The sequence below is a fragment of the Pseudomonas sp. G3-19 genome (assembly GCF_054855875.1).
Genome location: NZ_JBMPIQ010000003.1, coordinates 3,140,144 through 3,163,676 on the forward strand (window position 1 = coordinate 3,140,144; position 23,533 = coordinate 3,163,676).

General features: G+C 60.5%; 26 protein-coding genes, 1 pseudogene and 1 riboswitch. Of the genes and pseudogenes, 15 read left to right on the forward strand and 12 right to left on the reverse strand.

What is annotated here, in order from left to right; genetic code table 11:
- Window positions 1–127: 127 nt before the first annotated feature.
- Window positions 128–757: a LysE family translocator gene (locus ACOYXI_RS14375; protein WP_027612203.1), complete on the reverse strand. Its 630-nt coding sequence runs from the start codon at window positions 755–757 to the stop codon at window positions 128–130.
- Between the two features lie 243 nt (window positions 758–1,000).
- Here ACOYXI_RS14375 and ACOYXI_RS14380 point away from each other — a divergent pair, with 243 nt between their 5' ends.
- The 3 genes from ACOYXI_RS14380 (at window position 1,001) to ACOYXI_RS14390 (ending at window position 3,835) form a co-directional block, all read left to right on the forward strand.
- Window positions 1,001–1,966, forward strand: coding sequence for a 2-hydroxyacid dehydrogenase (locus ACOYXI_RS14380; protein WP_134787311.1), 966 nt, complete (start codon window positions 1,001–1,003; stop codon window positions 1,964–1,966).
- Between the two features lie 33 nt (window positions 1,967–1,999).
- Complete coding sequence (locus ACOYXI_RS14385; RefSeq protein ID WP_027612205.1) at window positions 2,000–2,998, forward strand: class I SAM-dependent methyltransferase; 999 nt, start codon at window positions 2,000–2,002, stop codon at window positions 2,996–2,998.
- 39 nt (window positions 2,999–3,037) lie between these two features.
- Window positions 3,038–3,162: riboswitch (yybP-ykoY riboswitch) on the forward strand.
- Between the two features lie 88 nt (window positions 3,163–3,250).
- Window positions 3,251–3,835 (forward strand): TMEM165/GDT1 family protein, encoded by a 585-nt coding sequence (locus tag ACOYXI_RS14390; protein WP_461674984.1) that lies wholly within the window; start codon window positions 3,251–3,253, stop codon window positions 3,833–3,835.
- 200 nt (window positions 3,836–4,035) lie between these two features.
- Here the strand turns inward: ACOYXI_RS14390 and ACOYXI_RS14395 are convergent, their stop codons facing one another.
- Window positions 4,036–4,854 carry a M48 family metallopeptidase gene (locus ACOYXI_RS14395; RefSeq protein ID WP_027612207.1) on the reverse strand — a complete coding sequence of 273 codons (819 nt, stop codon included), beginning with the start codon at window positions 4,852–4,854 and terminating at the stop codon, window positions 4,036–4,038.
- 1,376 nt (window positions 4,855–6,230) lie between these two features.
- Here ACOYXI_RS14395 and ACOYXI_RS14400 point away from each other — a divergent pair.
- Together ACOYXI_RS14400 and ACOYXI_RS14405 are read left to right on the forward strand one after the other, a co-directional pair.
- A pseudogene (locus ACOYXI_RS14400) lies at window positions 6,231–6,404 on the forward strand (HAMP domain-containing protein); the annotation flags it as partial.
- Window positions 6,405–6,515: 111 nt separating this feature from the next.
- Window positions 6,516–7,259: a methyl-accepting chemotaxis protein gene (locus ACOYXI_RS14405; protein WP_371917797.1), complete on the forward strand. Its 744-nt coding sequence runs from the start codon at window positions 6,516–6,518 to the stop codon at window positions 7,257–7,259.
- 105 nt (window positions 7,260–7,364) lie between these two features.
- On the opposite strand, the gene ACOYXI_RS14410 is transcribed toward ACOYXI_RS14405, so the two are convergent.
- From ACOYXI_RS14410 to ACOYXI_RS14420, 3 genes are read right to left on the reverse strand one after another with little or no spacing between them, the layout of a single operon-like run.
- Window positions 7,365–7,988 carry an SOS response-associated peptidase gene (locus ACOYXI_RS14410; RefSeq protein WP_007967716.1) on the reverse strand — a complete coding sequence of 208 codons (624 nt, stop codon included), beginning with the start codon at window positions 7,986–7,988 and terminating at the stop codon, window positions 7,365–7,367.
- A gap of 36 nt (window positions 7,989–8,024) precedes the next feature.
- Window positions 8,025–8,285, reverse strand: coding sequence for a putative signal transducing protein (locus ACOYXI_RS14415; RefSeq protein WP_003228093.1), 261 nt, complete (start codon window positions 8,283–8,285; stop codon window positions 8,025–8,027).
- 9 nt (window positions 8,286–8,294) lie between these two features.
- A complete protein-coding gene (locus ACOYXI_RS14420; protein WP_096797159.1) occupies window positions 8,295–8,477 on the reverse strand; it encodes a CPXCG motif-containing cysteine-rich protein in 183 nt (60 codons plus the stop codon).
- Between the two features lie 142 nt (window positions 8,478–8,619).
- On the opposite strand from ACOYXI_RS14420, the gene ACOYXI_RS14425 reads away from it, so the two are divergent.
- Window positions 8,620–9,783 (forward strand): 1-acyl-sn-glycerol-3-phosphate acyltransferase, encoded by a 1,164-nt coding sequence (locus tag ACOYXI_RS14425; protein ID WP_171061843.1) that lies wholly within the window; start codon window positions 8,620–8,622, stop codon window positions 9,781–9,783.
- Window positions 9,784–9,926: 143 nt separating this feature from the next.
- Here the strand turns inward: ACOYXI_RS14425 and ACOYXI_RS14430 are convergent, their stop codons facing one another.
- On the reverse strand, window positions 9,927–10,205 hold the full coding sequence (locus ACOYXI_RS14430) for a hypothetical protein (RefSeq protein WP_007967709.1): 279 nt from the start codon (window positions 10,203–10,205) through the stop codon (window positions 9,927–9,929).
- Window positions 10,206–10,399: 194 nt separating this feature from the next.
- On the opposite strand from ACOYXI_RS14430, the gene ACOYXI_RS14435 reads away from it, so the two are divergent.
- A complete protein-coding gene (locus ACOYXI_RS14435; protein ID WP_027612213.1) occupies window positions 10,400–10,606 on the forward strand; it encodes a hypothetical protein in 207 nt (68 codons plus the stop codon).
- Window positions 10,607–10,855: 249 nt separating this feature from the next.
- On the opposite strand, the gene ACOYXI_RS14440 is transcribed toward ACOYXI_RS14435, so the two are convergent.
- Entirely contained in the window at window positions 10,856–11,440 is a 585-nt protein-coding gene (locus ACOYXI_RS14440; RefSeq protein WP_003228101.1) for a YajG family lipoprotein, read from the reverse strand.
- 205 nt (window positions 11,441–11,645) lie between these two features.
- Here ACOYXI_RS14440 and ACOYXI_RS14445 point away from each other — a divergent pair, with 205 nt between their 5' ends.
- Both ACOYXI_RS14445 and mqo read left to right on the forward strand, forming a co-directional pair.
- Window positions 11,646–11,879: a hypothetical protein gene (locus ACOYXI_RS14445; protein ID WP_003228102.1), complete on the forward strand. Its 234-nt coding sequence runs from the start codon at window positions 11,646–11,648 to the stop codon at window positions 11,877–11,879.
- 709 nt (window positions 11,880–12,588) lie between these two features.
- Window positions 12,589–14,097, forward strand: coding sequence for a malate dehydrogenase (quinone) (gene mqo / locus ACOYXI_RS14450; RefSeq protein WP_027612214.1), 1,509 nt, complete (start codon window positions 12,589–12,591; stop codon window positions 14,095–14,097).
- A 235-nt stretch (window positions 14,098–14,332) separates the two neighbouring features.
- Here the strand turns inward: mqo and ACOYXI_RS14455 are convergent, their stop codons facing one another.
- The 3 genes from ACOYXI_RS14455 to ACOYXI_RS14465 all read right to left on the reverse strand — a co-directional run bounded on the left by ACOYXI_RS14455 (window position 14,333) and on the right by ACOYXI_RS14465 (window position 15,905).
- Entirely contained in the window at window positions 14,333–14,620 is a 288-nt protein-coding gene (locus ACOYXI_RS14455; protein ID WP_134787316.1) for a PA4642 family protein, read from the reverse strand.
- A 63-nt stretch (window positions 14,621–14,683) separates the two neighbouring features.
- On the reverse strand, window positions 14,684–15,169 hold the full coding sequence (locus ACOYXI_RS14460; RefSeq protein ID WP_027612216.1) for a hypothetical protein: 486 nt from the start codon (window positions 15,167–15,169) through the stop codon (window positions 14,684–14,686).
- Between the two features lie 178 nt (window positions 15,170–15,347).
- A complete protein-coding gene (locus tag ACOYXI_RS14465; protein WP_016987197.1) occupies window positions 15,348–15,905 on the reverse strand; it encodes a hypoxanthine-guanine phosphoribosyltransferase in 558 nt (185 codons plus the stop codon).
- 161 nt (window positions 15,906–16,066) lie between these two features.
- On the opposite strand from ACOYXI_RS14465, the gene upp reads away from it, so the two are divergent.
- Together upp and ACOYXI_RS14475 are read left to right on the forward strand one after the other, a co-directional pair.
- Window positions 16,067–16,705 carry a uracil phosphoribosyltransferase gene (upp, locus tag ACOYXI_RS14470; protein WP_003228118.1) on the forward strand — a complete coding sequence of 213 codons (639 nt, stop codon included), beginning with the start codon at window positions 16,067–16,069 and terminating at the stop codon, window positions 16,703–16,705.
- Between the two features lie 2 nt (window positions 16,706–16,707).
- Window positions 16,708–17,982 (forward strand): uracil-xanthine permease family protein, encoded by a 1,275-nt coding sequence (locus tag ACOYXI_RS14475; protein ID WP_003228120.1) that lies wholly within the window; start codon window positions 16,708–16,710, stop codon window positions 17,980–17,982.
- A gap of 118 nt (window positions 17,983–18,100) precedes the next feature.
- Here ACOYXI_RS14475 and hemH read toward each other — a convergent pair whose 3' ends face one another.
- Together hemH and ACOYXI_RS14485 are read right to left on the reverse strand one after the other, a co-directional pair.
- Window positions 18,101–19,126 (reverse strand): ferrochelatase, encoded by a 1,026-nt coding sequence (hemH, locus tag ACOYXI_RS14480; RefSeq protein WP_225136287.1) that lies wholly within the window; start codon window positions 19,124–19,126, stop codon window positions 18,101–18,103.
- Between the two features lie 13 nt (window positions 19,127–19,139).
- Window positions 19,140–20,042, reverse strand: a complete 903-nt coding sequence (locus ACOYXI_RS14485; RefSeq protein ID WP_115988916.1) for a TIGR01777 family oxidoreductase — start codon at window positions 20,040–20,042, stop codon at window positions 19,140–19,142.
- A gap of 197 nt (window positions 20,043–20,239) precedes the next feature.
- Between ACOYXI_RS14485 and ACOYXI_RS14490 the strand changes: the two genes are divergently transcribed.
- The 4 genes from ACOYXI_RS14490 (at window position 20,240) to ACOYXI_RS14505 (ending at window position 23,530) form a co-directional block, all read left to right on the forward strand.
- Window positions 20,240–21,226 carry an NAD(P)/FAD-dependent oxidoreductase gene (locus ACOYXI_RS14490; RefSeq protein WP_134787317.1) on the forward strand — a complete coding sequence of 329 codons (987 nt, stop codon included), beginning with the start codon at window positions 20,240–20,242 and terminating at the stop codon, window positions 21,224–21,226.
- Window positions 21,223–21,438: a TIGR02450 family Trp-rich protein gene (locus tag ACOYXI_RS14495; RefSeq protein WP_027612220.1), complete on the forward strand. Its 216-nt coding sequence runs from the start codon at window positions 21,223–21,225 to the stop codon at window positions 21,436–21,438. The genes ACOYXI_RS14490 and ACOYXI_RS14495 overlap by 4 nt, the downstream gene beginning before the upstream one ends.
- A 188-nt stretch (window positions 21,439–21,626) precedes the next feature.
- The gene (locus ACOYXI_RS14500) at window positions 21,627–22,589 is read left to right on the forward strand and encodes a YbgA family protein (protein ID WP_027612221.1); all 963 of its coding nucleotides are present in this window, start codon (window positions 21,627–21,629) and stop codon (window positions 22,587–22,589) included.
- Window positions 22,589–23,530: a MerR family transcriptional regulator gene (locus tag ACOYXI_RS14505; RefSeq protein ID WP_096797277.1), complete on the forward strand. Its 942-nt coding sequence runs from the start codon at window positions 22,589–22,591 to the stop codon at window positions 23,528–23,530. The genes ACOYXI_RS14500 and ACOYXI_RS14505 overlap by 1 nt, the downstream gene beginning before the upstream one ends.
- Window positions 23,531–23,533: the final 3 nt, after the last annotated feature.

Sequence of the window (23,533 nt, forward strand, 5' to 3'; positions counted from 1 at the left end):
GAATTCCCCATCACCCTGTGGGAGCGAGCTTGCTCGCGAAAGCAATCTTCCAGTCACCTGTGATATCGACTGATCCGACGCCTTCGCGAGCAAGCTCGCTCCCACAGTTTTGATCGGGTTTCAGCTCTTAGTGCATCTCGGTAAACGCGATTTTCACGCCGAGAGCGATCAGCACCGCGCCCATGGTGCGGTCGAACCAATGGCCCATGCGGGCAAAACCGGCACGTACACGTTGCTGACTGAACAGCATCGCCACCAGGCAGAACCAGAAAGCGGTCGCAACGGCCAGGTAAACCCCGTAACCCGCCTGCACCGCCAGTGGCGTGTGCGGGTTGATCACCACGGTAAACAGCGACAGGAAGAACAGCGTGGCTTTCGGATTCAGACCATTGGTCACGAAGCCCGAGGTGAACGCGCCGCGCGCGGTGCGCACGCCGGCTTCCTTGTGCAGATCATCGGTAACGGTTTTCGCCGGCTGCGCGCGCAAGGCCTTGAAGCCGATGTACAGCAGGTACGCGGCGGCGGCCCATTTCAAGGCGTTGAACAGCACGATCGACTGCGACACGATCAGGCCGATGCCCAGCAGCGAATAACCCACATGCAGGAAAATCGCCGTGCCCACGCCCAGTGCGGTCCAGGTGCCGGCGCGACGCCCATGGGTCACGCTCTCGCGCACCACCACGGCAAAGTCCGGGCCGGGGCTGGCCACGGCCAGCAGATGGATCAGTGCAACGGTCAAGAACTCGGTCCAGTACATGGGGGCTCCTCTGGGGGTGATCATCAACTTGAACACATCGCCTGAATGCTTTTCCCCTGTGGGAGCGGGCTTGCTCGCGAATGGCGTTGTGTCAGGCAACCTTTATGGGTCTGACACGCCCTCTTCGCGAGCAAGCCCGCTCCCACAGGTTTTGTGAGCACCTCGGGCACTGCGTAACGTTTTGTTTCATCTGGTAGGCTCGGCAGATTACGCCTTCCGTTCCAAGCACAAAAGGTACAGTTGATGACGAACCCGCGCCGCGCCGTATTCCTCGATCACCCGTCACTGGATCTCGGCGATCTCGACCTCAGCCCGTTGCGCGCCTGCTTCAGCGACCTGCAACTGTTCGCCCAGACTGCGCCTGATCAAGTCGCCGAACGCCTGCACGGGGCCAGCGTGGCGATCACCAACAAGATCCGCATCGATGCCGCCACGATGGCCGCCAACCCGGATCTGCAACTGATCCTGATCACCGCCACCGGCACCAACAACGTCGATCTGGACGCGGCTCGCGCCCACGGCATCACCGTGTGCAACTGTCAGGGTTACGGCACGCCGTCGGTGGCGCAACACACGATCATGCTGCTGCTCAACCTCGCCACCCGCCTCGCGGATTATCAAAAAGCCGTCGGCGAAGGTCGCTGGCAGCAGGCCAGACAGTTCTGCCTGCTCGACTATCCGATCGTCGAACTGGAGGGCAAAACCCTCGGCCTGCTTGGTCATGGCGAACTCGGCGGTGCGGTCGCGCGACTGGCCGAAGCATTTGGCATGCGTGTATTGCTCGGACAGATTCCGGGCCGCCCGGCGCGGCCGGACCGTCTGCCGCTGAACGAATTGCTGCCGCAGATCGACGCCCTGACCCTGCACTGTCCGCTCAACGAACACACCCGGCACTTCATCGGCGCCCGCGAGCTGGCGGCGATGAAACCCGGCGCCTTTGTGGTCAACACCGCTCGCGGTGGTTTGATCGACGAGCAAGCCTTGGCCGCCGCGTTGCGCAACGGTCACCTTGGCGGCGCCGCCACCGACGTGCTCAGCGTCGAACCGCCGGTCAACGGCAATCCGCTGCTGGCCGCCGACATTCCACGGCTGATCGTCACTCCGCACAACGCCTGGGGCAGTCGCGAAGCGCGGCAACGCATCGTCGGCCAATTGACCGAAAACGCCCAGGCATTCTTCAGCGGTAAAGCGCTGCGGGTCGTCAGTTGATAAACTGCGGCACTTTTTTTCCAAGGAGCAGTTATGGATCCGCGCAGTGAAGTACTGCTTCGTCAGGCCGAGTTATTCCAGGGTTCGCTGTTGTTGGCCGGTTTGCCTGCCGACGATCTGCTCGGGCGCCTGCCCAATGCGTTCGGCTGGTGCTGGCATGCCGGCGATCAGGCCGCTCTCGATGCGCGCTTCGAAGGTCGCAGCCATTTCGGCGTAAACGTGCCGGAGCGCGAGTTCGACAGCGCCGTGGTGTTTTTGCCCAAGTCCAAGGATCTGACCGATTACATCCTCAATGCCGTGGCCGCACGTCTGCCCGGGCGCGAGGTGTTTCTGGTCGGGGAAAAACGCAGCGGTATCGAGGGTGCGTCCAAGCAACTCAACCCGTTCGGCAAGCCGCGCAAACTCGACAGCGCCCGTCACTGCCAACTGTGGCAGGTCACCGTGGCCAACGCGCCTGAAGCAAAATCGCTGGAAAGCCTGGCGCAGACTTATGAGCTGCCGCTGGCCGAAGGCCCGCTTAAAGTCATCAGCCTGCCGGGCGTGTTCAGCCATGGTCGACTGGACCGCGGCAGCGCCCTGCTGCTTGAGCATCTGGACAAACTGCCGAGCGGTCATCTGCTGGATTTCGGTTGTGGCGCCGGGGTTTTGGGCGCGGCGGTCAAACGGCGTTATCCGCACAATCAGGTGACTTTGCTCGACGTCGATGCCTTCGCCGCCGCCAGCAGTCGCCTGACGTTGGCGGCCAACGGTCTGGACGCCGAAGTGCTGACCGGCGACGGTATCGACGCTGCACCGATGGGTTTGAACGCGATTCTGAGCAACCCGCCGTTCCATGTCGGCGTGCACACCGATTATTTCGCTACCGAAAACTTGCTGCGAAAAGCGGCCAAACATCTGAAAAACGGCGGCGAACTGCGCTTGGTTGCGAACAGCTTCCTGAAGTATCAGCCGCTGATCGAAGAGCATCTGGGCGTGTGTGCAATCAAGGCCGAAGGCAATGGTTTCCGGATTTACCGGGCCAAGCGCGGCTGAAAATTTGTTCTTGCTCTATCGGTTTTGCGAAGGCAGAATCCGCTCCGTCCTAGGGGAGTAGTCTCCCACGAGCGCCAAGCTCGTCCGGCATACGTCAACATACTTGATCCTCAGATCATGGCGTATGCGACCCAAGCGTCCGCACCAGACGGATCGCAGGGTTTGACAAGACCTATGACACGCACACCTTACCCGGGGCGGGAAGGCTGTACGTGTCATAGCCGTGTCGACCCGCCCCTTAGGAAAATCCTGATGCTGGACTCGTTACTCGTTCCCACCGCAATCGTTGCCTTGGCCGAAATCGGCGACAAGACGCAACTGCTCGCGCTGATTCTCGCCGTTCGCTTTCGCAAACCCTGGCCGATCATTGCCGGTATCGTCGCTGCGACCCTGGCCAACCACGCGGCAGCCGGTGCGGTAGGCGCCTGGTTCGGCAGCTTCTTCTCCGATTCGGTGCTGCACTGGATTCTCGCCGCGAGCTTCACCGCCACTGCGCTGTGGACGCTGGTCCCGGACAAGATGGACGACGATGAAGCCAGCACCGCACGCAAGTTCGGCCCCTTCCTGACCACGCTGATCGCGTTTTTCCTCGCGGAAATCGGCGACAAGACGCAGATCGCCACCGTGATGCTGGCGGCGCAATACCCTGAGCTGTGGCTGGTGATTATCGGCACCACCTTGGGCATGTTGATTGCCAACGTGCCGGTGGTATTGGCGGGTAACTTTGCCGCGGAGAAATTGCCACTGACCTTGATCCGTCGCCTGGCGGCTTCGGCGTTCCTGATTCTGGCGATCGTGGCGGTGTACAAGGCGATGCAGAGCAGTGGCTGGATTTAACCCCTGAGCCGTGATCTGACAATTAACTGTGGCGAGGGGATTTATCCCCGATGGGGCGCGAAGCGCCCCCAAACCTGCCTCCTCAGAGTGTCAGACATAACGCATTTGCAGGTTTTGGGGCTGCTTCGCAGCCCATCGGGGATAAATCCCCTCGCCACAACAGCCCTCCCAACCTGAAGAATCGTTGTGTCCTTCGACTCTTAGGACTTCGGCGCTTTCTCGTACAGCGGCATGACTTTTGGAATCGCCGCCTGCAGCGAGGCGATCCGGCTGGACGAGGCCGGGTGGGTGCTCATGAACTCCGGCGGTGCGCCTTCCGAAGCCTTGCTCATCTTGTTCCACAAGGTGATCGCCGCATTCGGGTTGTACCCGGCGCGGGCGGCCAGTTCCAGGCCGATCAGGTCGGCTTCGTTTTCGTTGGCACGGCTGTTGGGCAAGGTCATGCCGTAATTGGCCACGGTGTCGGCCAGCGCCAGGCTGTCCTGACCCAGACCGAGCAACGCACCGGCACCCTGTTTGGCCATTTCAATGCCATAGGCTTTGGACATCGCCTCACGACCGTGCTCGCGCAGGGCGTGGGCGATTTCATGGCCCATGACCGCCGCGATTTCATCGTCGGTCAGCTTCAGGCTGTCGATCAGCCCGGTGTAGAAAATGATCTTGCCGCCAGGCCCGCAGTTGGCGTTGAGCTCGTCGCTCTTGATCAGATTGACTTCCCACTGCCATTGCGCCGCATCCGGGCGGAAGTTCGGTGCCTGGGCAATCAGCCGGTTGGCAATCGCCTGAACCCGCTTGGCCTCCGGGCTGGTCTTGTCCAGCACGCCTTTGCTCGACGCCTCGCCGACGGTCTTCTGATAGGACTGGGCATACATCTGGTCGACCTCTTGCGAGGACAGCATGCTGAACATGTACTGCTTGCGCTCCACACCGACGGCTCCGCCGCTGGTGGTGTTGACCGACTGACAACCGGCCAGCAACAGCGCTGCGCTCAGTGCACTTACAACCAATGTCTTGTTCATTCAAAAGCTCCCTGAAAACCTGCCGCGTATCGTAGGGGGTGAATTGTATCGGCGCCAGATACAACAGACGTGTTGCAGCGTCTTTCGGAAGTTTCCCACCGCTGTTGTCGTAAAAAATTCACAGCAACCGGCAAGTCTGCTGCCGCTGCGTCGCGCACCGATCCATTTGCGACATCCTCCGCCCTTTGTTCCGCTCAACGCTCATGGCGCCATGCCAGCTGCCGATACAAAAGCGCAGACGTCCTCTTGCGTGCGGAGCTCCCATGAAGTTCAAGTCGATCCAGTTTTCCGTGGCCGCCCTGGCCGGCGCCATCGTCCTCAGCGTGGTCGCCGCGCTGGTGCTGTACGCGCTGTTTTCCGGTGCCCGCACTCAAGACATGGTGCAACAGCGCACTCAGGCGCAGTTCGAACAAGTCATCGAACAGCGCCTGACCTCGCTGGCGCAGACTCAGGTCAGCCAGATCCAGCGCGAACTCGAAGCGCCGTTGCTGATTGCCGGCGGACTGGTGCGGGTCAACGCGCTGCTCGGCACACCGGGTGCCGATGGCCAGCCGCGACTGAGCATGAGCCGCGAGCAACTGATCAGCCTGATCAAGGAAAACGTCGAAAAGAATCCGAAGATTCTCGGCACCTACATCGGCTGGGAAAAAAACGCACTGGACCACAATGACGCGGCCTACATCGGCAGCGCCGTGATCGGTATCGATCCCGCCAACGGACGCTTCCTGCCGTGGTGGTTCCGCAATACCGACGGCAGTCTGGGCGTGGACAAACTGGCCGATGTCGACGATCAGAAAACCCTGTCCACCGGGGTGCGCGCCAGTGAGTACTACCTGTGCTCCAAGGAAACGAAAAAGCCCTGCGTGATCGATCCGGCGCCGTACAAGGTCGGCGACAAGATCGTGATGCTCGCCTCGTTCATTGAGCCGATCATGCTCAACGGCGCATTCCAGGGCATCGTCGGCGCCGACCTGTCGGTGAACTTCATTCAGGAAATGCTCCTCGGCGCCAACCAGAAGCTGTACAGCGGCGCCGGGCAAATGGCCCTGATCGGCGGCAACGGCCGGATCGTTGCCTATACCAAAGATCCGAGCAAATTCGGTGAAAAGGTCAGCGACATTCTCGACGCCGAGCAGATCGCCAACATGGCCAATCTCAAACGCGGCGAAGTCACCTACTCGGTCAACAAGGACAAGGGCCGCATCGAGCTGTACCTGCCGTTCGGCATCGGCCAGACCGACGCGCGCTGGACCCTGATGCTGCAACTGCCGTTGAACGCGGTGATGGCGGATCTGCAAAAACTCCAAGCCGACCTTGATGCGCAACGCAAGTCCGACACCTTCGGCATGGCCATGGTCGGCCTGATCATTGCCGCCATGGGTTTGCTGGTGATCTGGCTGGTGGGTCACGGCATCGCCCGCCCCTTGAAGCAGATGGTCGCCATGCTGGATGACATTGCCAAGGGTGAAGGCGATCTGACCCGTCGTTTGAGCAGTGATCGCAGTGATGAACTGGGCTCGATCGCCAAGGGTTTCAACACCTTCCTCGCCAAGTTGCAGGCGATGATCACGCAGGTGGTGACGTCGGTGCAGAGCGTCAGCGATTCCTCTGAGCACACTGCCGACATCGCGATTCGCACCAACATCGGCATTCAGAAACAGATGGCCGAGATCGATCAGGTCGCCACCGCGGTGCAGGAGATGACCGCCACCGCGCAAGACGTGGCGCGCAACGCCACTCAGGCTGCGCAAGCCGCCAGCCACGCGGATCAGGCTGCCGGCCAAGGCATGCAGATCGTCCGTGATACGTCGAACTCGATTGGCGTACTGGCGGTGGAAATCGGCAAAGCGGTGGAGGTCGTGCAGACGCTGGCCAAGGACAGCGAAAACATCAACGCGATCCTCATCGCGATTCGCGGGATTGCCGAGCAGACCAACCTGTTGGCGCTGAACGCAGCAATCGAAGCGGCGCGGGCCGGCGAACAAGGGCGCGGCTTTGCGGTGGTGGCGGACGAGGTGCGCAATCTGGCGCAGAAGACCCAGAAGGCCACCGAAGAAATCCAGAGCATGATCCAGCAGCTGCAACAGGGCACCCGCGATGTGGTGCGGGTCATGGAGGACAGCCAGAACCGCACCGACGAAAGCGTGCAGCACGCGGCGAAAGCGGCTGAAGCGCTGGAGACAATTACTCAGGCGGTGTCGGTGATCAATGACATGAACACGCAGATTGCCAGTGCGGCGGAAGAGCAGAGCGCAGTGGCCGATGACATCAACCGTAACGTGATCAATATCGGTCAGGTGGCGAATGAAGTGGCGGGAGGTGCAGATGAGTCGAGTTCGGCCAGTGCGGGTCTGACTAAATTGGCGGAGCAGCAGCGGCGGCTGATCAATCAGTTCAAGGTCTGATCCAAAGGCCCCTTCGCGAGCAAGCCCGCTCCCACAGTAATTTTGCGGCGTTCACAAAACCTGTGGGAGCGAGCTTGCTCGCGAAGAAGGCGGCACAGCATCAAATCAACCCGGGGTCAGGCATTCCGGCCCATTGAGCTTCGGATCATTCACCAGATTCGCCAGCACCCGCTCGCGCAATGCTGCGGGCTCACTGGCGAGCAAGCCCTGCAGCACATGCAACGGCGTCGCGGGATCGAGCCAGGCCGCCTGCCCCGCCTCATCGAGAATCAACGGTCGGCGCTGACTGGCCGCCGGCTGCGTGATGACGGCGGTGCTCAGCCACACCTGCTCCTGCACCGGATACGCCTCCCAGATCGCCGCGAAAAACAGCGACGAGCCCTCCCCCGGCGTCAGCCAGTACGGGCGCTTGCGCAGGTTGCCGCGCCATTCGTAGAAACCGTTGGCCGGCAGCAGACAGCGGCGCAGGCGCAGCGCCTCGCGGAACATCGGTTGCTCGGCGACGGTTTCGGCCCGGGCATGCGCCGGGGTACGCGACAGATCGGTCAGCCACGGTGGCGTCAGCCCCCAACGGGCGCGGGCCAGGGTGCGTTGGCCGTCGGCCTCGGCACGCAGCATCAACACCGAATCATTGGGGGAAATGTTCCACTGCGCCTGCTGATCGGCGGGAAATCCGGGCAGGGCCGCGAAGTCGCGGTTCCAGCGAAACAGGGCATAACGTCCACACATGGGGCAACACGACTCAGAAATAAAACGAACGCCAGCCTAACAGACCAGCGTCCCGGGGAAGCTCTCCGGTTCATCGCCGGGCAGCGGCAGCGCGGCATTGTACGCGGTGATCAGTTCGCGGGCGTATTCGGCCTGATCGTTTTCGACCGACAGTCCCAGCAGGCCGAAGATCGGCAATTCACCGGTGCCACCGAGCAGATCGCGGCCCACCAGATGCGCCTCGATGCCCTCGCTGGCGAGCATGCCCTTGAGCATCTCGCCCTCCATCAGGTTTTCCGGCTCGTAGATTCGCTGCATGGGCGCCCCTCACTCGTTTTCGCTGAAGACTTCCAGAAACCAATCCTCGCCATGCACCTGCAAGACAAACGTAATCGGTCGGCAACACACCTGACAGTCCTCGATGTAGGTCTGATCGCCTGCGGACAGGTCCACCGTCGTCTCGACCTCTTCACCACAATACGGACATTCATACAGTGCGCTTTCCAGCATCGCGGTCTCCCAGGTGACTTGTGCGTATAATCGCCGGTCTATTTGCAGGGCTATTTTTGTCTGGCTACCTTTTCAGACCGTGCCCCGTTGGTTTTCGATCAAAACCTTTACTTACCCTAGCCGTTTCCAACAAGAGAGCATGATGGGCGAATTCGATGCCATCCGACCTTACGACGACAGCGAAGTACCTGCGGTACTGGCAAGACTGCTCGGCGACAAGGCGTTTCTAGATATCCTCACCCACTTCCGCTTCCCGCGTTTTGCCGGTGCCTTCGGCTGGATGCTCAAACCACTTATAGCCCATCGGCTGCGTCGTGAGTTTGCCGACGTGACCTCCGTGGCCACTTTGCAGGACAAAGTCGAGTTCTACGTCGACCACACCATCGAGCGCGCCACTGATGGCGTGACCTACACCGGTGTCGAGCAATTCAAGTCCGGCAGCGCCTACCTGTTCATCGCCAACCACCGCGACATCGTGATGGACCCGGCCTTCGTCAACTACGCGGTGTACCACGCCGGCCTGCCGACCCCGCGCATCGCGATCGGCGACAACCTGCTGCAGAAGCCGTTCGTCAGCGACCTGATGCGCCTGAACAAGAGCTTTATCGTGCACCGCTCGATCACCGGACGTCGCGAGAAGATGGCGGCGTATCAATTGCTGTCGGCGTACATCAACCACTCGATCCGCAACGATTGCGCCTCGATCTGGATCGCGCAGGCTGAAGGCCGGGCAAAGGACGGCGACGACCGTACCGAGTCGGCGATCCTCAAGATGTTCCACATGAGCCGCAAGGACGAGCCGTTCGGTGAAGTGATTCAGTCGCTGAACCTGACCCCGGTGTCGATCAGCTACGAATACGACCCGTGCGATCAGGCCAAGGCCCGCGAGTTGTACATCCGCGCCACCACCGGCACCTACGCCAAGGCGCCGGGCGAGGATGACGTGAGCATTGCCAAGGGCATCACCGGCTACAAGGGCCGGGTGCACGTGAACTTCGCTGCGCCGATCACCGAGCTGTTCGAAGACACCAAGCAATTGGCGGTCGAGATGGACAAGCAGATTCTCGGCGGATACCGCCTGTTCCCGGTGCATTACCTGGCGTACGCGCAGTGGGCCGATGCCGATCCGCAATTGAACGTGCCGAAGGCTGCCGAAGTGTTCCCGGCGGATGAACTGGCCAAGGCGCAGGAAGAATGGCAGCGCCGACTGGACGCCTGCCCTGAAGAGCACCGTCCGTATCTGGTGCTGCAATATGCGACGCCGGTGCGCAATCAGTACCGAGTGAAGGCTGGGTTACCGTTGTAAACAGGCATAGCGGAGCCCCTGTGGCGAGGGGATTTATCCCCGATGGGTCGCGAAGCGGCCCCAGGATTCTGCCTGAATAATCATGGGCCTGCTGCGCAGGCCATCGGGGATAAATCCCCTCGCCACAAGGTTTTGCATTCGCTTCAGAAGCGCGTGCTGATCCAGGAGACGATCAGGGCCAGCCCGAGGCAGGCAAAACCGAAGCGGTAGAAAAAGCGGTTCATGCGCAACGTCGCCCAATCCAGAATCGGTTCGGCGTTGGGTTGGGCCTGGCGTTGCGCGGCGATGCTGGCCATGGCGCGTTGTTCACGACGGCGGGTCGCGTGCAGCAGCCAACTGCCGGGGAAGGCCAGTGCCAACGCCAGCAGGTTGATCAATTTGGCGGGATGGGCGGTAAACAGCGTCATCAAGTGCAGCGACATCACAGACCTCGGAACTGAATCGGTGTGGCAGGCGCCCGATCGACGACCGCGGCGCGGATTCTACCGAAACACGCCTCCACTACCCTACCCTTTGCGACAAATAACCTGACAATCGACCGATGGCTGTCCTGTGTCACGGCATCGTCATTTACATCGGCCACCATGCGCGCCTCGAAACACACATGGAACGCGACATGCTGCACGCCGAAAACCAGGATCGTCTGTACCTCATCACCCCGACCGACGAACAACAAAGCCTCGTCGGCAGCCTCGCCTTCAATGTTCAGGATCGCCACTGGCTGGTGTATTGCGCCCTCGGCGGGCATCAGCATGCGGATTTGCCGGAGACGGATTTGCTGACGGGTGTCAGCGTGCTTGATTTTTATTCCCAAGCAGCCTGAAAAGTAAAAGCTCCCTCACCCTAACCCTCTCCCGGAGGGAGAGGGGACTGACCGAGTTGTTTATTCGAGGTGCATCGACCTGAAAACTCGAGGTGAACGCCGGTTCTGAAAAGCCCCCGATCGGCTCCCTTCCCCCCCCTCGCCCCCCCCCTGGGGGAGAGGGCTGGGGTGAGGGGGTACGATTCCATGCCCCACAAAAAAGCCCGGAGCCATCACTGGCGCCGGGCTTTTTCACATCAACCGCACAGCTTACTCGGCGAGGATCTGACCCACGGTCGGGTCCTTGAACAGACGGGTCAAGGCATCGCTCAACACGTCGCTGACCAGCTTGGTGTTGGTTTCCTGGTTCGGCGCCATGCCGAAACGCTGGTCCAGCGAAGCGCCGTAGCGGCCGCTGTAGCGACGGTTGCCGCTCTGCACGTCGGAGCGGAAGGTCGCGCCGATGGTGGCTTCGGTCACGTACATGCCTTCTTTCGGCGACTGGTACTTCAGCTCGGTCAGGGTCACGGTCAGTTGCGGTGCGTTCATCCCGTTGCTGGTCGGGGTGAAGCCGAGCAGACGCACGGCGGCTTCAGCCTGAGCCTGCAACTTGGGCAGGATCTGCTCACGCTGCACGGTGATCGCGCTGGTTTCCGGGTACAGGCCGCCGCGGGTGCCGAGGGTTGGCGACGGACGACCGTCAACCACACGCACCACCACTTGCTGGCCATGGCCGACCGGGGCCAACTGCGTGGTCAGCTTCGGTTCCGGGCTCAGTTGTTGCGGGCTGTGGGCGCAGCCAACCAGGGTCAAACTGGTCACAGTGATCAAACCGAACAACAGGCGTTGCAACATGCTCTTTTCTCCAGAATCAGGCACAAACAGGCCGGCAGTATAGCGGTGGGCCACTGCGGGTCACCAGCACCCGACAGTGAATACTCAAATGTCTGACCCAGCCGTGGGAATGCGGTTCCTGTCACAGATTATTCACCGCCCATACACGTTGGCGTCACGGCCGCCCGGCAAGCTTCAAACCAGTCCTCCAACAAGGTACTAGGCCATGCGTTATCTGATCTCGTTGTTCGCCCCACGCCCACTGCACCGCAGCTTTGCCCTGCTCGACCGCAACGGTCATTGTCAGGCATTCAAGCAGTGCAGCCTGCAACCGATGGGCGACGGCTGGGTGGAAATCGAAGAAATCCGTCTCAACTGGTTGCACCAGCCACTGCCCGCCAGCGCCCGCGTCATACCGTCGCAGCCCCGCGCACGCGTGCAAGCGATGTTGAGCATCTGACCGGATGCCTAATAAAAGTCATTAAACACGAGCAACTGCCCGCATTTCTTCGATACAATCTCCCCCCGATTATAAGGACGTCTCCTGATCGGGCCCCGCAACACCGTCTATGCGCATGCATCGACACCCAAATCGCCCACAGAGAGCCGCCCACACAGATCGAGTGAAGTTGGCGCGCTTGCCTGTTCTTCCGGCAAAAACCCCGCTTTTCGCGAATCTGCAGAGCTGTCATGACGCTCGGCCACCGCGTTGTTTTGCCCTTGCGGGCAGGGTGCCAGGCCTGGACAGCCCTTTTTTGAGGTTCACGTCTTCAAAAGAGCGTGAAAAAAACGGGTTTTCACAACTTCACAAGAGTGTGGCGAGCAAATGAAAAGTTTTGCGTCTGAACATGCACCATTAGCGTCTGAAACAGCCCAACGACACAGGACCGGGTATACCTCGAACATCGGAGCCTGAAGCCTGTCCGCTACGGATTTGGTTGCACAAAAACGGATGTCTCGACCATAAGTCGAATTGCCAGCCGCGTGCTGAAATGAGTTCATGGAGCTCTTGAAGCCAGGCCGCATGCATCCGTCGAAGTTGCGAAAAATTGCGAAGATTCGGACATGACGAACCTGACCATGGGTACCCGGGGCCCAACTGACCTGCCCCGTCACTCCCTGGCAGTCATGCCGACAATTTGGTGCTGCAGATTTTGGAGACGCGTTAAATGGCGCATAACGAAGCAGTCGACGTAGTTCTGGTTGGGGCGGGCATCATGAGTGCCACCCTGGCAGTACTGCTCAAAGAGCTCGACCCGGCGATCAAGCTGGAAGTCGTCGAGTTGATGGATTCCGGTGCTGCGGAGAGTTCCAACCCGTGGAACAACGCCGGTACCGGCCACGCCGGCCTGTGCGAGCTGAACTACACGCCGCAGGCAGCCGACGGCAGCGTCGATATCAAGAAAGCCGTGCACATCAACACCCAGTTCGAAGTGTCCAAACAGTTCTGGTCGTACCTGACCAAGAAAGGCACCTTCGGCTCGTGCAAATCCTTCATCAGCCCGGTGCCGCACCTGAGCTTCGTTCAGGGTGACAAAGGCGTGTCGTTCCTCAAGGAACGCTTCAACGTGCTGCACAAGCACCACGCCTTCTCCGACATGGAATACACCGAAGACAAGGCCAAGATGGCCGAGTGGATGCCGCTGATGATGCCGGGCCGCTCGCCGGATGAAGTCCTGGCCGCGACCCGCGTGATGAATGGCACCGACGTCAACTTCGGCGCCCTGACCAATCAGTTGCTCAAGCACCTGACCAGCGCACCGGACACCCAGGTCAAATACTGCAAGCGCGTCACCGGCCTCAAGCGTAACGGCGCCGGCTGGACCGTCAGCATCAAGGACGTCAACAGCGGCGCCAGCCGTGAAGTCGACGCCAAGTTCGTCTTCCTCGGCGCTGGCGGCGCGGCTCTGCCATTGCTGCAGGCTTCGGGCATCGAAGAAAGCAAAGGCTTCGGCGGCTTCCCGATCAGCGGGCAATGGCTGCGTTGCGACAACCCGGAGGTGGTCAAGCACCACCAGGCCAAGGTCTACAGCCAGGCGGCAGTCGGTTCGCCACCGATGTCGGTGCCGCACCTGGACACCCGTGTGGTCGATGGCAAGAAATCCCTGCTGTTCGGGCCATACGCCGGTTTCACCACCAAGTTCCTCAAGCACGGTTCCTTCATGGACCTGCCGCTGTCGGTTCGCGCCGGCAACATCGGCCCGATGCTGGCAGTGGCGAAGAACAACATGGACCTGACCAAATATCTGGTCAGCGAAGTGATGCAATCGATGGAGCAGCGTCTGGAATCCCTGCGCCGCTTCTACCCTGAGGCGAAAGCCGAGGACTGGCGCCTGGAAGTGGCCGGCCAACGGGTACAGATCATCAAGAAAGACCCGAAAAAGGGCGGCATCCTGCAATTCGGTACCGAACTGGTTGCGGCGAAAGACGGCTCCCTCGCCGCCCTGCTCGGCGCTTCGCCAGGTGCTTCGGTAACCGTTTCGATCATGCTCGAGCTGATCGAGAAATGCTTCCCGGCCAAGGCCAAGGGTGAGTGGGCGGCCAAACTGGCGGAAATCTTCCCGGCCCGCGAGAAGGTTCTGGAAACCGATGCTGCGCTGTATCGCAAGATCAACACGCAGAACAACATCGCCCTGGAACTGGTTGAAGAAAGCAGCGAGACCCCAAGCTTCGCTTGATCTTGCGGCATAAAAAACGCCCCGTACTCAGTGAGTGCGGGGCGTTTTTTTTGCTGGGATAAAAACCAATACTGCTGGCTCACCAACACTTGTGGTGAGGGGATTTATCCCCGATCGGCTGCGCAGCAGTCGCAAAACCATTGATGCGATTTACCTGACACCCTTGCACTCAGGCTTCGGGGCCGCTACGCAGCCCATCGGGGATAAATCCCCTCGCCACAGATATCGGGTGATCTCAACCGCGAGCCTTGTCGATCAGCTCGATGTACTCGGCCGCGTTACGCTGATCCTTGATCAGCTCAACGAAGGTCTGACCGTGCTCGTCCTTGCCATCCACGTCATAACCGGCAGCCACGAAGAACGTCAGAAAGCGCTCGAAATCGTCGATGCGCAGGCCACGGTAGGCCTTGATCAGTTTGTGCAGCGACGGCGAAGTGGCGTCGACCGGTTCAAAATCGAGGAACAGCTTGATCTGCTCATCGCCGATCTCGTCACCAATCACCTGTTTCTTATCTTTACGCATTGCCGACTCCAGCTCGCAGACATTACACGGGGCGGGCAGTTTACCCCTGCCCAGCCACCAGGCTCAACGCGCACGAACGGCCCCGGTGTGCAGATCGGCCCAGATGTGGCCGTTGGCGTAACTGAGGAACTGTACATACACCGTGTCGTTGCGCAGCAGATCGATCACCACCCGGTACTGGGCCAGCGGGTAAAACAGGGTCAGGGTTTTGCTCTTGTCGTCATAAGCCGGTTTTTTCAGGCTTTTGCTTTCGCCATCGAAATTGACCAGCACCTGGGCGATGGTTGCGCCCTTGTTCAGCGACTTGCCCTTGAGGCGGATCATCAGCGGCGACGTGACCGGAATCGGCTGCTGATTGGACTGGCGTTGTGCGCCGACCACCACCGAATAATCGGTGACCTGCAGCAATTGTTGCTGCTCGGGTTCGGCATCGCGCAGGGTCAGGTCGTCCGGCGGCAGGAATTGACTGTGCATCGGTGCCGGGGCGGCGGCCAGAGGCAGGCTGAGGGTCAGCAACAGGGCGGCAAGACTGCGGATCAGAAGGCTCATGACAGGCTCCGGGGGCGGGGCGGAGCACTCTAGCATGGGTGTAGCAGATGGATCAGCACACACAAAACAACTGTAGGAGTGAGCCTGCTCGCGATAGCGTCGTATCAGTCAACATCAACATTGCTGACAGATCGCTATCGCGAGCAGGCTCACTCCTACAGGGGATAGTGCAGGGTTCTTACATGCCTTTAACGGCAAAGATCCCGTTGGCGTTGCGCCAGTAACCTTTGTAGTCCATGCCGTAACCGAAGATGTAGCGGTCAATGCACGGCAGGCCGACGAAGTCTGCCTTCAGATCAGGACGCGCCTTGCGGTCGTGATCCTTGTCGATCAGCACGGCGGTGTGCACTTTGCGCGCGCCGGCGTGTTTGCAGAAGTCGATGATCGCGCCCAGGGTGTGACCTTCGTCGAGGATGTCGTCGATGATCAGCACGTCGCGGTCGATGAACGAGACTTCCGGCTTGGCTTTCCAGAACAGGTCGCCGCCGCTGGTTTCGTTGCGATAACGGGTCGCGTGCAGGTAGGACGCTTCCAGCGGGAATTGCAGGTGAGTCAGCAGTTTTCCGGAGAAGATCAGGCCGCCGTTCATCACGCAGAACACCACCGGGTTGCTGTCGGCCAGTTGTTCGTTGATTTGTGCACCGACGCGGGCGATGGCGGCCTCGACTTCAGATTCGGTGTACAGGCAGTCAGCCTCTCGCATGATTTGACGGATATGCTCGAGATCAGCGGACATGGCGCTCTCCAGGGGGATGTTTTCGGAAAAGCGGGCAAAGGTACGCATCCCGTGAGGTCGAATCAAGCCTTAATGGACTAACGTACTCAATGTCCTATAGGACATCACCCTCGGATAGATTAATCTAGGCCGGTTTTTTTGCCCGCCGCCGGAGTTTTTCCATGCCCATCCTCGAGATCCGCCACCCGCTGATCCGCCATAAACTCGGCCTGATGCGCCGCGCCGATATCAGCACCAAGAATTTCCGTGAGCTTGCTCAGGAAGTCGGCGCCCTGTTGACCTATGAAGCTACAAAAGATCTGCCGCTCGAATCCTACGATATCGCAGGTTGGTGCGGCACTGTGTCGGTGGAGAAAATCGCCGGCAAGAAGATCACCGTCGTGCCGATCCTGCGCGCCGGCATCGGCATGCTCGAAGGCGTGCTGAGCCTGATCCCGGGTGCCAAGGTTTCCGCTGTGGGCGTTGCCCGCAATGAAGAAACCCTGCAAGCGCACACTTATCTGGAAAAACTGGTTCCGGAAATCGACGAACGGCTGGCGATGATCATCGACCCGATGCTCGCCACCGGCAGCTCCATGGTCGCGACCATCGATCTGCTGAAGAAAGCCGGTTGCAAGGACATCCGCGCAATGGTGCTGGTGGCCGCGCCGGAAGGCATTGCCGCTGTGGAACAGGCTCACCCGGACGTGACCATCTACACCGCTTCCATCGATGAGCGTCTGAACGAACACGGTTACATCATCCCAGGGCTTGGCGATGCCGGTGACAAGATCTTCGGTACCAAGCAGAAGGACGCGTGAGCATGCAGCAAGAGTTCAACGATCCGCTCTGGCGCACGGTGCTGTCCGGCGCCCAGATGCTGTTCGTGGCTTTCGGCGCCCTGGTGCTGATGCCGCTGATCACCGGGCTTGACCCGAACGTGGCACTGTTTACCGCGGGTCTGGGGACGATCCTGTTCCAGATCGTCACCGGGCGTCAGGTGCCGGTGTTTCTGGCGTCGAGCTTTGCCTTCATCACCCCGATCATTCTCGCCAAGGGCCAGTTCGGCCTCGCCGCGACCATGGGCGGCGTGATGGCAGCCGGTTTCGTCTACACCTTCCTCGGCCTCGCCGTGAAGATCAAGGGCACCGGTTTCATCGACCGCCTGCTGCCGCCGGTGGTGATTGGTCCGGTAATCATTTCCATCGGCCTGGCCATGGCGCCGATTGCCGCGAACATGGCGATGGGCAAGGCGGGCGACGGCTCCGAGCTGATCCACTACCAGACCGCGATGATGATCTCGATGCCAGCGCTGCTGACCACGTTGATTGTGGCAGTGTTCGGTAAAGGCATCTTCCGTCTGGTGCCGATCATTTCCGGGGTGCTGGTGGGTTTCGCCATGTCGTTCTATTTCGGCGTGGTCGATACCGCGAAGATTGCGGCGGCGCCATGGTTCGCCCTGCCGCACTTCACCGCTCCGGAGTTCAACTGGCAGGCGATCCTGTTCATCGTTCCGGTGGCGCTGGCTCCGGCCATCGAGCACATCGGCGGAGTGATCGCGGTGGGTAGCGTGACTGGTCGTGACTATCTGAAGAAACCGGGCCTGCATCGCACCCTGCTCGGCGACGGCATCGCCACCACGGCGGCCGGTCTGTTTGGCGGCCCGCCGAACACCACCTACGCCGAAGTGACCGGCGCGGTGATGTTGACCAAGAACTACAACCCGAAAATCATGACCTGGGCGGCGATCTTCGCCATCACCCTGGCGTTCATCGGCAAGTTCGGCGCGCTGCTGCAAAGCATTCCGGTGCCGGTGATGGGCGGGATTCTGTGCCTGCTGTTCGGCTCGATCGCGGCGGTGGGGATGAACACCCTGATCCGTCACAAGATCGACCTCGGTGAGGCGCGCAATCTGGTGATCGTGTCGGTGACCCTGGTGTTCGGTATCGGCGGTGTGCTGGTCGGCACCGGCACTGGCCCGGACGACTTCGGCCTCAAAGGCATCGCGCTGTGCGCGGTGGTGGCGATTGCGCTGAACCTGATTCTGCCGGGCAATGATGGCTGGAAGAACAAGAAGGCCGATGAGCCGCTGATTTAAGGGTCTAGATCCTTGTTGTCTGACAGATAGCTTTCGCGAGCAAGCCCGCTCCCACATTTGATCTTCAGCGCACCGTAGATCAAATGTGGGAGCGGGCTTGCTCGCGAAGCTTTTGGCTTTAAAGCGCCAGCGGCGCTCGTTCACACAGGGTTGCCAACGCCTTCGCCCATTGCGGGTCGTCATTCAGGCACGGCACCAGCACCAACTCCTCGCCCCCCGCTTCGCGGAACTGTTCCTTGCCGCGATCACCGATCTCTTCCAGCGTCTCGATGCAATCGGCGACAAACGCCGGGCACATCACCAGAATCTTCTTCACCCCGCTTTGCGCCAGCTCGTCCAGCCGCGCTTCAGTGTAGGGTTCGATCCACTTCGCCCGCCCCAGACGCGACTGAAACGACACCGACCATTTGCCATCGGCAATGCCCGCGCGCTTGGCGAACTCTGCGGCGGTGCGCATGCACTGGGCGCGGTAACAGGTGGCCAGCACGGCCGGCGAAGCGTTCTTGCAGCAATCCGCGTTTTTCAAGCAGTGATTGCCAGTCGGATCGAGCTTGGTCAGGTGCCGCTCCGGCAAGCCATGGAAGCTCAACAGCAAGTGATCGTAGTCCTGCTGCAAATGCGGGGTAGCGCTGGCGACCAGCGCGTCGATGTACTCAGGCTGATCGTAAAACGGTTGCAGCACCGAGAGTTTTACATCGAGCTTCTTCTCGCGAATCACCCGCTTGGCTTCTTCGATCACCGTGGTCGTGGTGCTGTCAGCGAACTGTGGATAAAGCGGTGCCAGCGTGATGCGCTTGTGCCCCGCAGCCACCAGTTGCAGCAATTTGGTTTCAATCGACGGCTCGCCATAACGCATGGCCAGTTCCACCGGGCCGTGGGTCCACTGGGTGGTCATCTGCTGCTGCAGACGACGGCTGAGCACCACCAGCGGCGAGCCCTCCTCCCACCAGATCGAAGCGTAGGCATGGGCCGATTGCTCGGGGCGCTTGATCAGGATCAGCGACACCAACAGCCGCCGCACCGGCCACGGCAGGTCGATCACATACGGGTCCATCAGAAATTGATTGAGGTAGCTGCGTACATCGGCCACCGAGGTGGAGGCCGGGGAACCCAGGTTGACCAGAAGCAAGGCGTGATCGGTCATGCATCGTCCTATTTCAAAGGCGGCCGGAGAGATCATCCAAAGCCGCGCGCAAATCCGTGAACTGGAAAGTGAAACCCGCTTCCAGCAAGCGTGCCGGCACGGCCCGTTGGCCACCCAGCAACAGCAATGACATTTCGCCAAGCCCGACCTTCAGCGCCAGGGCCGGCATCGGCATGAACGCCGGGCGGTGCAGTACGCTGCCCAGCGTCTTGGCAAACTCGCGATTGCGCACCGGTTTCGGTGCGCACGCATTATAAGGACCGCTCGCCTGATCGCGGTGCAGAAGAAAATCAATCAGGGCGATTTGATCATCGATGTGAATCCACGGCATCCACTGCCGACCATTGCCCAGCGGCCCACCCAACCCGAGTTTGAACGGCAGCAACAGCCGCGACAAAAAGCCGCCCTCGGCCGACAGCACCAGCCCGGTTCGCACCAGCACCACGCGGATGCCCTGACCTTCGGCACGCTGGGCGGTTTCCTCCCAGGCAATGCACAACTGACTGGCAAAATCGTCGATCACTGGCGGCGAATCTTCGGTCAGCTCGCGTTCGCCGCCGTCGCCGTACCAGCCAACAGCCGAACCGGAGATCAACAACGCCGGTTTCTGCTGCCGTGTTTCCAGCCAGGCCAGCAGGGTTTCGGTGAGGGTGATGCGGCTGCTCCACAGCAACGCCTTGCGCCGGTGGGTCCATGGCCGATCCGCGATCGGTGCACCGGCCAGGTTGACCACCGCGTCCAGCGGCTCGTTGCCGAAGTCTTCGAGACGCGCAATTGCACGCACCTGCGCGCCACAGATTTTCGCGACCTTTTCCGGGCGTCGACTCCACACCGTCAATTGATGGCCCTGCCCCGACCAGTGTCGGCAGAGCTGACGGCCTATCAAACCAGTACCGCCGGTCAGCAATATGCGCATGACTTCTTCCTCGCGTGGCGTTTTACCCGGATCACTAGTCTATTTTTATAAGCAGGGATCTTTTCTATCGGGCAGGCTCTATTGTTTAACCATAGGCCAAGCTGTCAGAACGAGAACGCTAGAAGTTATACCAAAAAACAAAATTGTACAGGTTTCATTGACGGCGTAGTCTGTACAGAAAGGTAAACGAGGCCCCTATGACTGTACCTATCGCAATCATCGGCACCGGCATCGCCGGACTCTCCGCCGCGCAGGCGCTGACAGAGGCCGGACACACCGTCCAGCTCTTCGACAAAAGCCGCGGCAGTGGCGGACGCATGTCGAGCAAACGCAGCGACGCCGGTTCGCTGGACATGGGCGCGCAATACTTCACCGCCCGCGACCGGCGTTTCGTCACCGAGGTGCAACGCTGGCAGAGCCTGGGCTGGGTCGCCGAGTGGACGCCGCAGCTCTACACCTTTCAGGGCGGGCAACTGAATCTGTCGCCAGACGAACAGACGCGCTGGGTCGGCACGCCACGCATGAGCGCGATCACCCGGGGTTTGCTCGACGGTCTGGAAGTGCACTTCGCCTGCCGCATCACCGAGGTGTTTCGCGGTGAAGAACACTGGCACCTGCAGGACGCCGAAGGCTTCACCCACGGCCCCTTCAGTCACGTGGTGATTGCGACGCCAGCGCCGCAAGCCACGGCGTTGCTGGCTGCCGCACCAAAACTCGCTGGCGCCGCCGCCGGGGTGAAAATGGACCCGACCTGGGCCGTCGCCCTCGCCTTCGATACGCCACTGGATACGCCGATCGAAGGTTGCTTCGTGCAGGACAGCCCCATCGACTGGCTGGCACGCAACCGCAGTAAACCGGGGCGCGATACCATGTGCGACACCTGGGTGCTGCACGCCAGCAGCGCCTGGAGTCGGCAACACATCGACCTGTCCAAGGAAGCGGTCATCGAGCAACTGCACGGTGCATTCGCCGAACTGCTGCACAGCGCGATGCCCGCTCCGACTTTCAGCCTCGCCCACCGCTGGCTCTACGCACGCCCTGCGACCGGCCACGAATGGGGCACGCTGGCCGACGCCGATCTGGGCTTGTACGCCTGCGGCGACTGGTGCCTGTCGGGGCGTGTCGAAGGGGCCTGGCTCAGTGGCCAGGAAGCTGCACGCCGCTTGCACGAACACCTGCAATGAATCGCATCAATCCGCAAAAATTGCTGCTGTCGAAGTGGACAGCAGCCCACCCGCAAAACCGCGAAAAACATTTTCTGGTCACCGAACTGTTCCGGGATGAGGAAGGCACGGTGCTGGAGATTGAGTTGCAGGCGGTGCTGACCAAGCGCGCCGAACGCCTCGATTGGCAGACGTTGAAGAACAACGATCACTGGTTACTGGGCTGGCAATAAAGATCCTGTAGGAGTGAGCCTGCTCGCGATGGCGTCGCATCATTCAACATCAATGCTGCCTCCCACAGTCGATCGTGGTAAACCTGGAAAAACTTATACAAATGAGTTGACTTGTACACGCATGAATCTATGCTGAGGAAAAGTTGTACAGAGATAAATATCTGTACAGGAATAGATTCGAGGTGTGCATGTCCGATCTTTCTGCTTCCCGGCCCAAAATCGCCATCAGCGCCTGCCTGATGGGCGCCGAAGTGCGCTACAACGGCGGGCACAAGGAATCGCGGTTGTGCAGCCGCACCCTTGCCGAGTATTTCGAATTCGTGCCGGTATGTCCGGAAGTCGCGATTGGCCTGGGCATCCCGCGCGAACCGATCCGCCTGGTTGGCGATCCCGATGCTCCTGAAGCTATCGGTACGGTCAATCCGCAAATCAATGTCACCGAACCACTGGCAGCCTACGGGCAGAAAATGGCCGGCGAGCTCAATGACATCTGCGGCTATATCTTCATGCAGCAGTCGCCTTCGTGCGGTCTGGAGCGGGTCAAGGTCTATCACGCCAACGGCGCGCCGGTGAACGGCGGCGGCCGTGGCATCTACGCTCAGGCGTTCTGTGCGCAGCACCCTGACCTGCCGGTGGAAGAAGCCGGACGCCTGAACGATCCGGTGTTGCGGGAAAACTTCATCACCCGCGTGCTCGCCTACAGCGCCTGGCAGCAGGTGCTCGAACAAGGCTTGAGCCGCCGCGCACTGACCGAATTCCACTCACGCTACAAATACCTGCTGATGGCACACAACCCTGAGCAATACAAAGCCTTGGGCAAACTGCTGGGCAACATGGCCAAGACCGATCCGGTCGAACTCGGCCCGCGCTATTTCAGCGAGTTGATGAGCGCGTTGAAGAAATGCGCTACCCGCCGCACCCACAGCAACGTGCTGCAACACATCAGCGGCTACCTGAAACAGGCGATCAGCCCGGAAGACAAACAGGAAATGCAGCATGTCATCGGCCAGTACCGCCACGGCATCGTGCCGCTGGTGGTGCCATTGACTCTGCTCAAACACCACTTTCGCCAACACCCGGATCCGTACATTGCGCGGCAGGTTTACTTGCAGCCGCATCCGGAAAACCTCAGCCTGCGAAACGCCATTTGATGAACGATAAACTCGACACCAGCGCCCAGGAAGACCTCGGCGCCGACTTCAAGAAAGCCCTCGACGAGGGCTGGCTGCCGATCCGCGAAGTGGCGCGGCAGACCGGGGTCAACGCCATCACCCTGCGCGCCTGGGAGCGCCGTTACGGGTTGATCGTGCCGCAGCGCACGCCCAAGGGCCATCGCCTGTATTCCAGCGAACATGTGCAACGAATCCTGACCATCCTGACCTGGCTTAATCGAGGCGTGGCTGTCAGTCAGGTCAAACCGTTGCTCGATGCTCCGCAAGCCTTTACCGAGACGGTGGAAAACGACTGGCAACGGCAGCGCCAGTCCTTGCTCGGCGCCGTCATCCAGCTCAATGAGCGCAACCTCGACGACAGCATCAACCAGGCCATGGCCCTGTACCCGCCACGCACCCTGTGCGAGCAATTGCTCCTGCCGCTGCTGGCCGAACTCGAGCAGCGCTGGCAAGGCCAGTTCGGCGCACAGATGGAACGGGTGTTCTTTTATTCCTGGTTACGCAGCAAATTCGGCGCGCGCATCTACCATAACAATCGGCAATTACACGCTGCGCCGTTGCTGCTGATCAATCACTCGGACCTGGCACTGGAACCTCACCTGTGGCTATGCGCGTGGCTGATCAGCAGTGCCGACTGCCCGGTGCAAGTGTTCGACTGGCCGCTACCGGCCGGAGAACTGGCGCTCGCGGTCGATCATCTGCAAGCGCGGGGAGTGCTGCTGTATTCCAGCAAGGCGATGAATCTGGCGCAGCTGCCAAAACTGCTGAATGGCATCGGCACTGCAAAAATGCTCGTCGGACCAACGGTATGCATCCACCAGACCGAGTTGTCCGTAAGAACCCCTGAGATCGCTGATCTGATCCTGGCCGAAGACCCGCTCTCGGCACATCAGGAACTGGTTCAGCGTGGGCTGATTTAATGG

Bases quoted from the DNA above. Each gene is read 5' to 3' on its own strand.
- upp (WP_003228118.1), top strand. From the start codon at position 16,067: ATGCCCATCCTCGAGATCCGCCACCCGCTGATCCGCCATAAACTCGGC.
- ACOYXI_RS14380 (WP_134787311.1), top strand. From the start codon at position 1,001: ATGACGAACCCGCGCCGCGCCGTATTCCTCGATCACCCGTCACTGGAT.
- ACOYXI_RS14395 (WP_027612207.1), bottom strand. From the start codon at position 4,854: ATGAACAAGACATTGGTTGTAAGTGCACTGAGCGCAGCGCTGTTGCTG.
- ACOYXI_RS14385 (WP_027612205.1), top strand. From the start codon at position 2,000: ATGGATCCGCGCAGTGAAGTACTGCTTCGTCAGGCCGAGTTATTCCAG.
- ACOYXI_RS14410 (WP_007967716.1), bottom strand. From the start codon at position 7,988: ATGTGTGGACGTTATGCCCTGTTTCGCTGGAACCGCGACTTCGCGGCC.
- ACOYXI_RS14440 (WP_003228101.1), bottom strand. From the start codon at position 11,440: ATGTTGCAACGCCTGTTGTTCGGTTTGATCACTGTGACCAGTTTGACC.
- ACOYXI_RS14430 (WP_007967709.1), bottom strand. From the start codon at position 10,205: ATGTCGCTGCACTTGATGACGCTGTTTACCGCCCATCCCGCCAAATTG.
- ACOYXI_RS14425 (WP_171061843.1), top strand. From the start codon at position 8,620: ATGGGCGAATTCGATGCCATCCGACCTTACGACGACAGCGAAGTACCT.
- ACOYXI_RS14465 (WP_016987197.1), bottom strand. From the start codon at position 15,905: ATGTCCGCTGATCTCGAGCATATCCGTCAAATCATGCGAGAGGCTGAC.
- ACOYXI_RS14445 (WP_003228102.1), top strand. From the start codon at position 11,646: ATGCGTTATCTGATCTCGTTGTTCGCCCCACGCCCACTGCACCGCAGC.
- ACOYXI_RS14375 (WP_027612203.1), bottom strand. From the start codon at position 757: ATGTACTGGACCGAGTTCTTGACCGTTGCACTGATCCATCTGCTGGCC.
- ACOYXI_RS14415 (WP_003228093.1), bottom strand. From the start codon at position 8,285: ATGCAGCGAATCTACGAGCCGGAAAACCTGATGGAGGGCGAGATGCTC.
- ACOYXI_RS14405 (WP_371917797.1), top strand. From the start codon at position 6,516: ATGGCCGAGATCGATCAGGTCGCCACCGCGGTGCAGGAGATGACCGCC.
- ACOYXI_RS14455 (WP_134787316.1), bottom strand. From the start codon at position 14,620: ATGCGTAAAGATAAGAAACAGGTGATTGGTGACGAGATCGGCGATGAG.
- ACOYXI_RS14505 (WP_096797277.1), top strand. From the start codon at position 22,589: ATGAACGATAAACTCGACACCAGCGCCCAGGAAGACCTCGGCGCCGAC.
- ACOYXI_RS14390 (WP_461674984.1), top strand. From the start codon at position 3,251: ATGCTGGACTCGTTACTCGTTCCCACCGCAATCGTTGCCTTGGCCGAA.
- ACOYXI_RS14500 (WP_027612221.1), top strand. From the start codon at position 21,627: ATGTCCGATCTTTCTGCTTCCCGGCCCAAAATCGCCATCAGCGCCTGC.
- ACOYXI_RS14490 (WP_134787317.1), top strand. From the start codon at position 20,240: ATGACTGTACCTATCGCAATCATCGGCACCGGCATCGCCGGACTCTCC.
- ACOYXI_RS14460 (WP_027612216.1), bottom strand. From the start codon at position 15,169: ATGAGCCTTCTGATCCGCAGTCTTGCCGCCCTGTTGCTGACCCTCAGC.
- ACOYXI_RS14435 (WP_027612213.1), top strand. From the start codon at position 10,400: ATGCTGCACGCCGAAAACCAGGATCGTCTGTACCTCATCACCCCGACC.
- ACOYXI_RS14475 (WP_003228120.1), top strand. From the start codon at position 16,708: ATGCAGCAAGAGTTCAACGATCCGCTCTGGCGCACGGTGCTGTCCGGC.
- hemH (WP_225136287.1), bottom strand. From the start codon at position 19,126: ATGACCGATCACGCCTTGCTTCTGGTCAACCTGGGTTCCCCGGCCTCC.
- mqo (WP_027612214.1), top strand. From the start codon at position 12,589: ATGGCGCATAACGAAGCAGTCGACGTAGTTCTGGTTGGGGCGGGCATC.
- ACOYXI_RS14485 (WP_115988916.1), bottom strand. From the start codon at position 20,042: ATGCGCATATTGCTGACCGGCGGTACTGGTTTGATAGGCCGTCAGCTC.
- ACOYXI_RS14420 (WP_096797159.1), bottom strand. From the start codon at position 8,477: ATGCTGGAAAGCGCACTGTATGAATGTCCGTATTGTGGTGAAGAGGTC.
- ACOYXI_RS14495 (WP_027612220.1), top strand. From the start codon at position 21,223: ATGAATCGCATCAATCCGCAAAAATTGCTGCTGTCGAAGTGGACAGCA.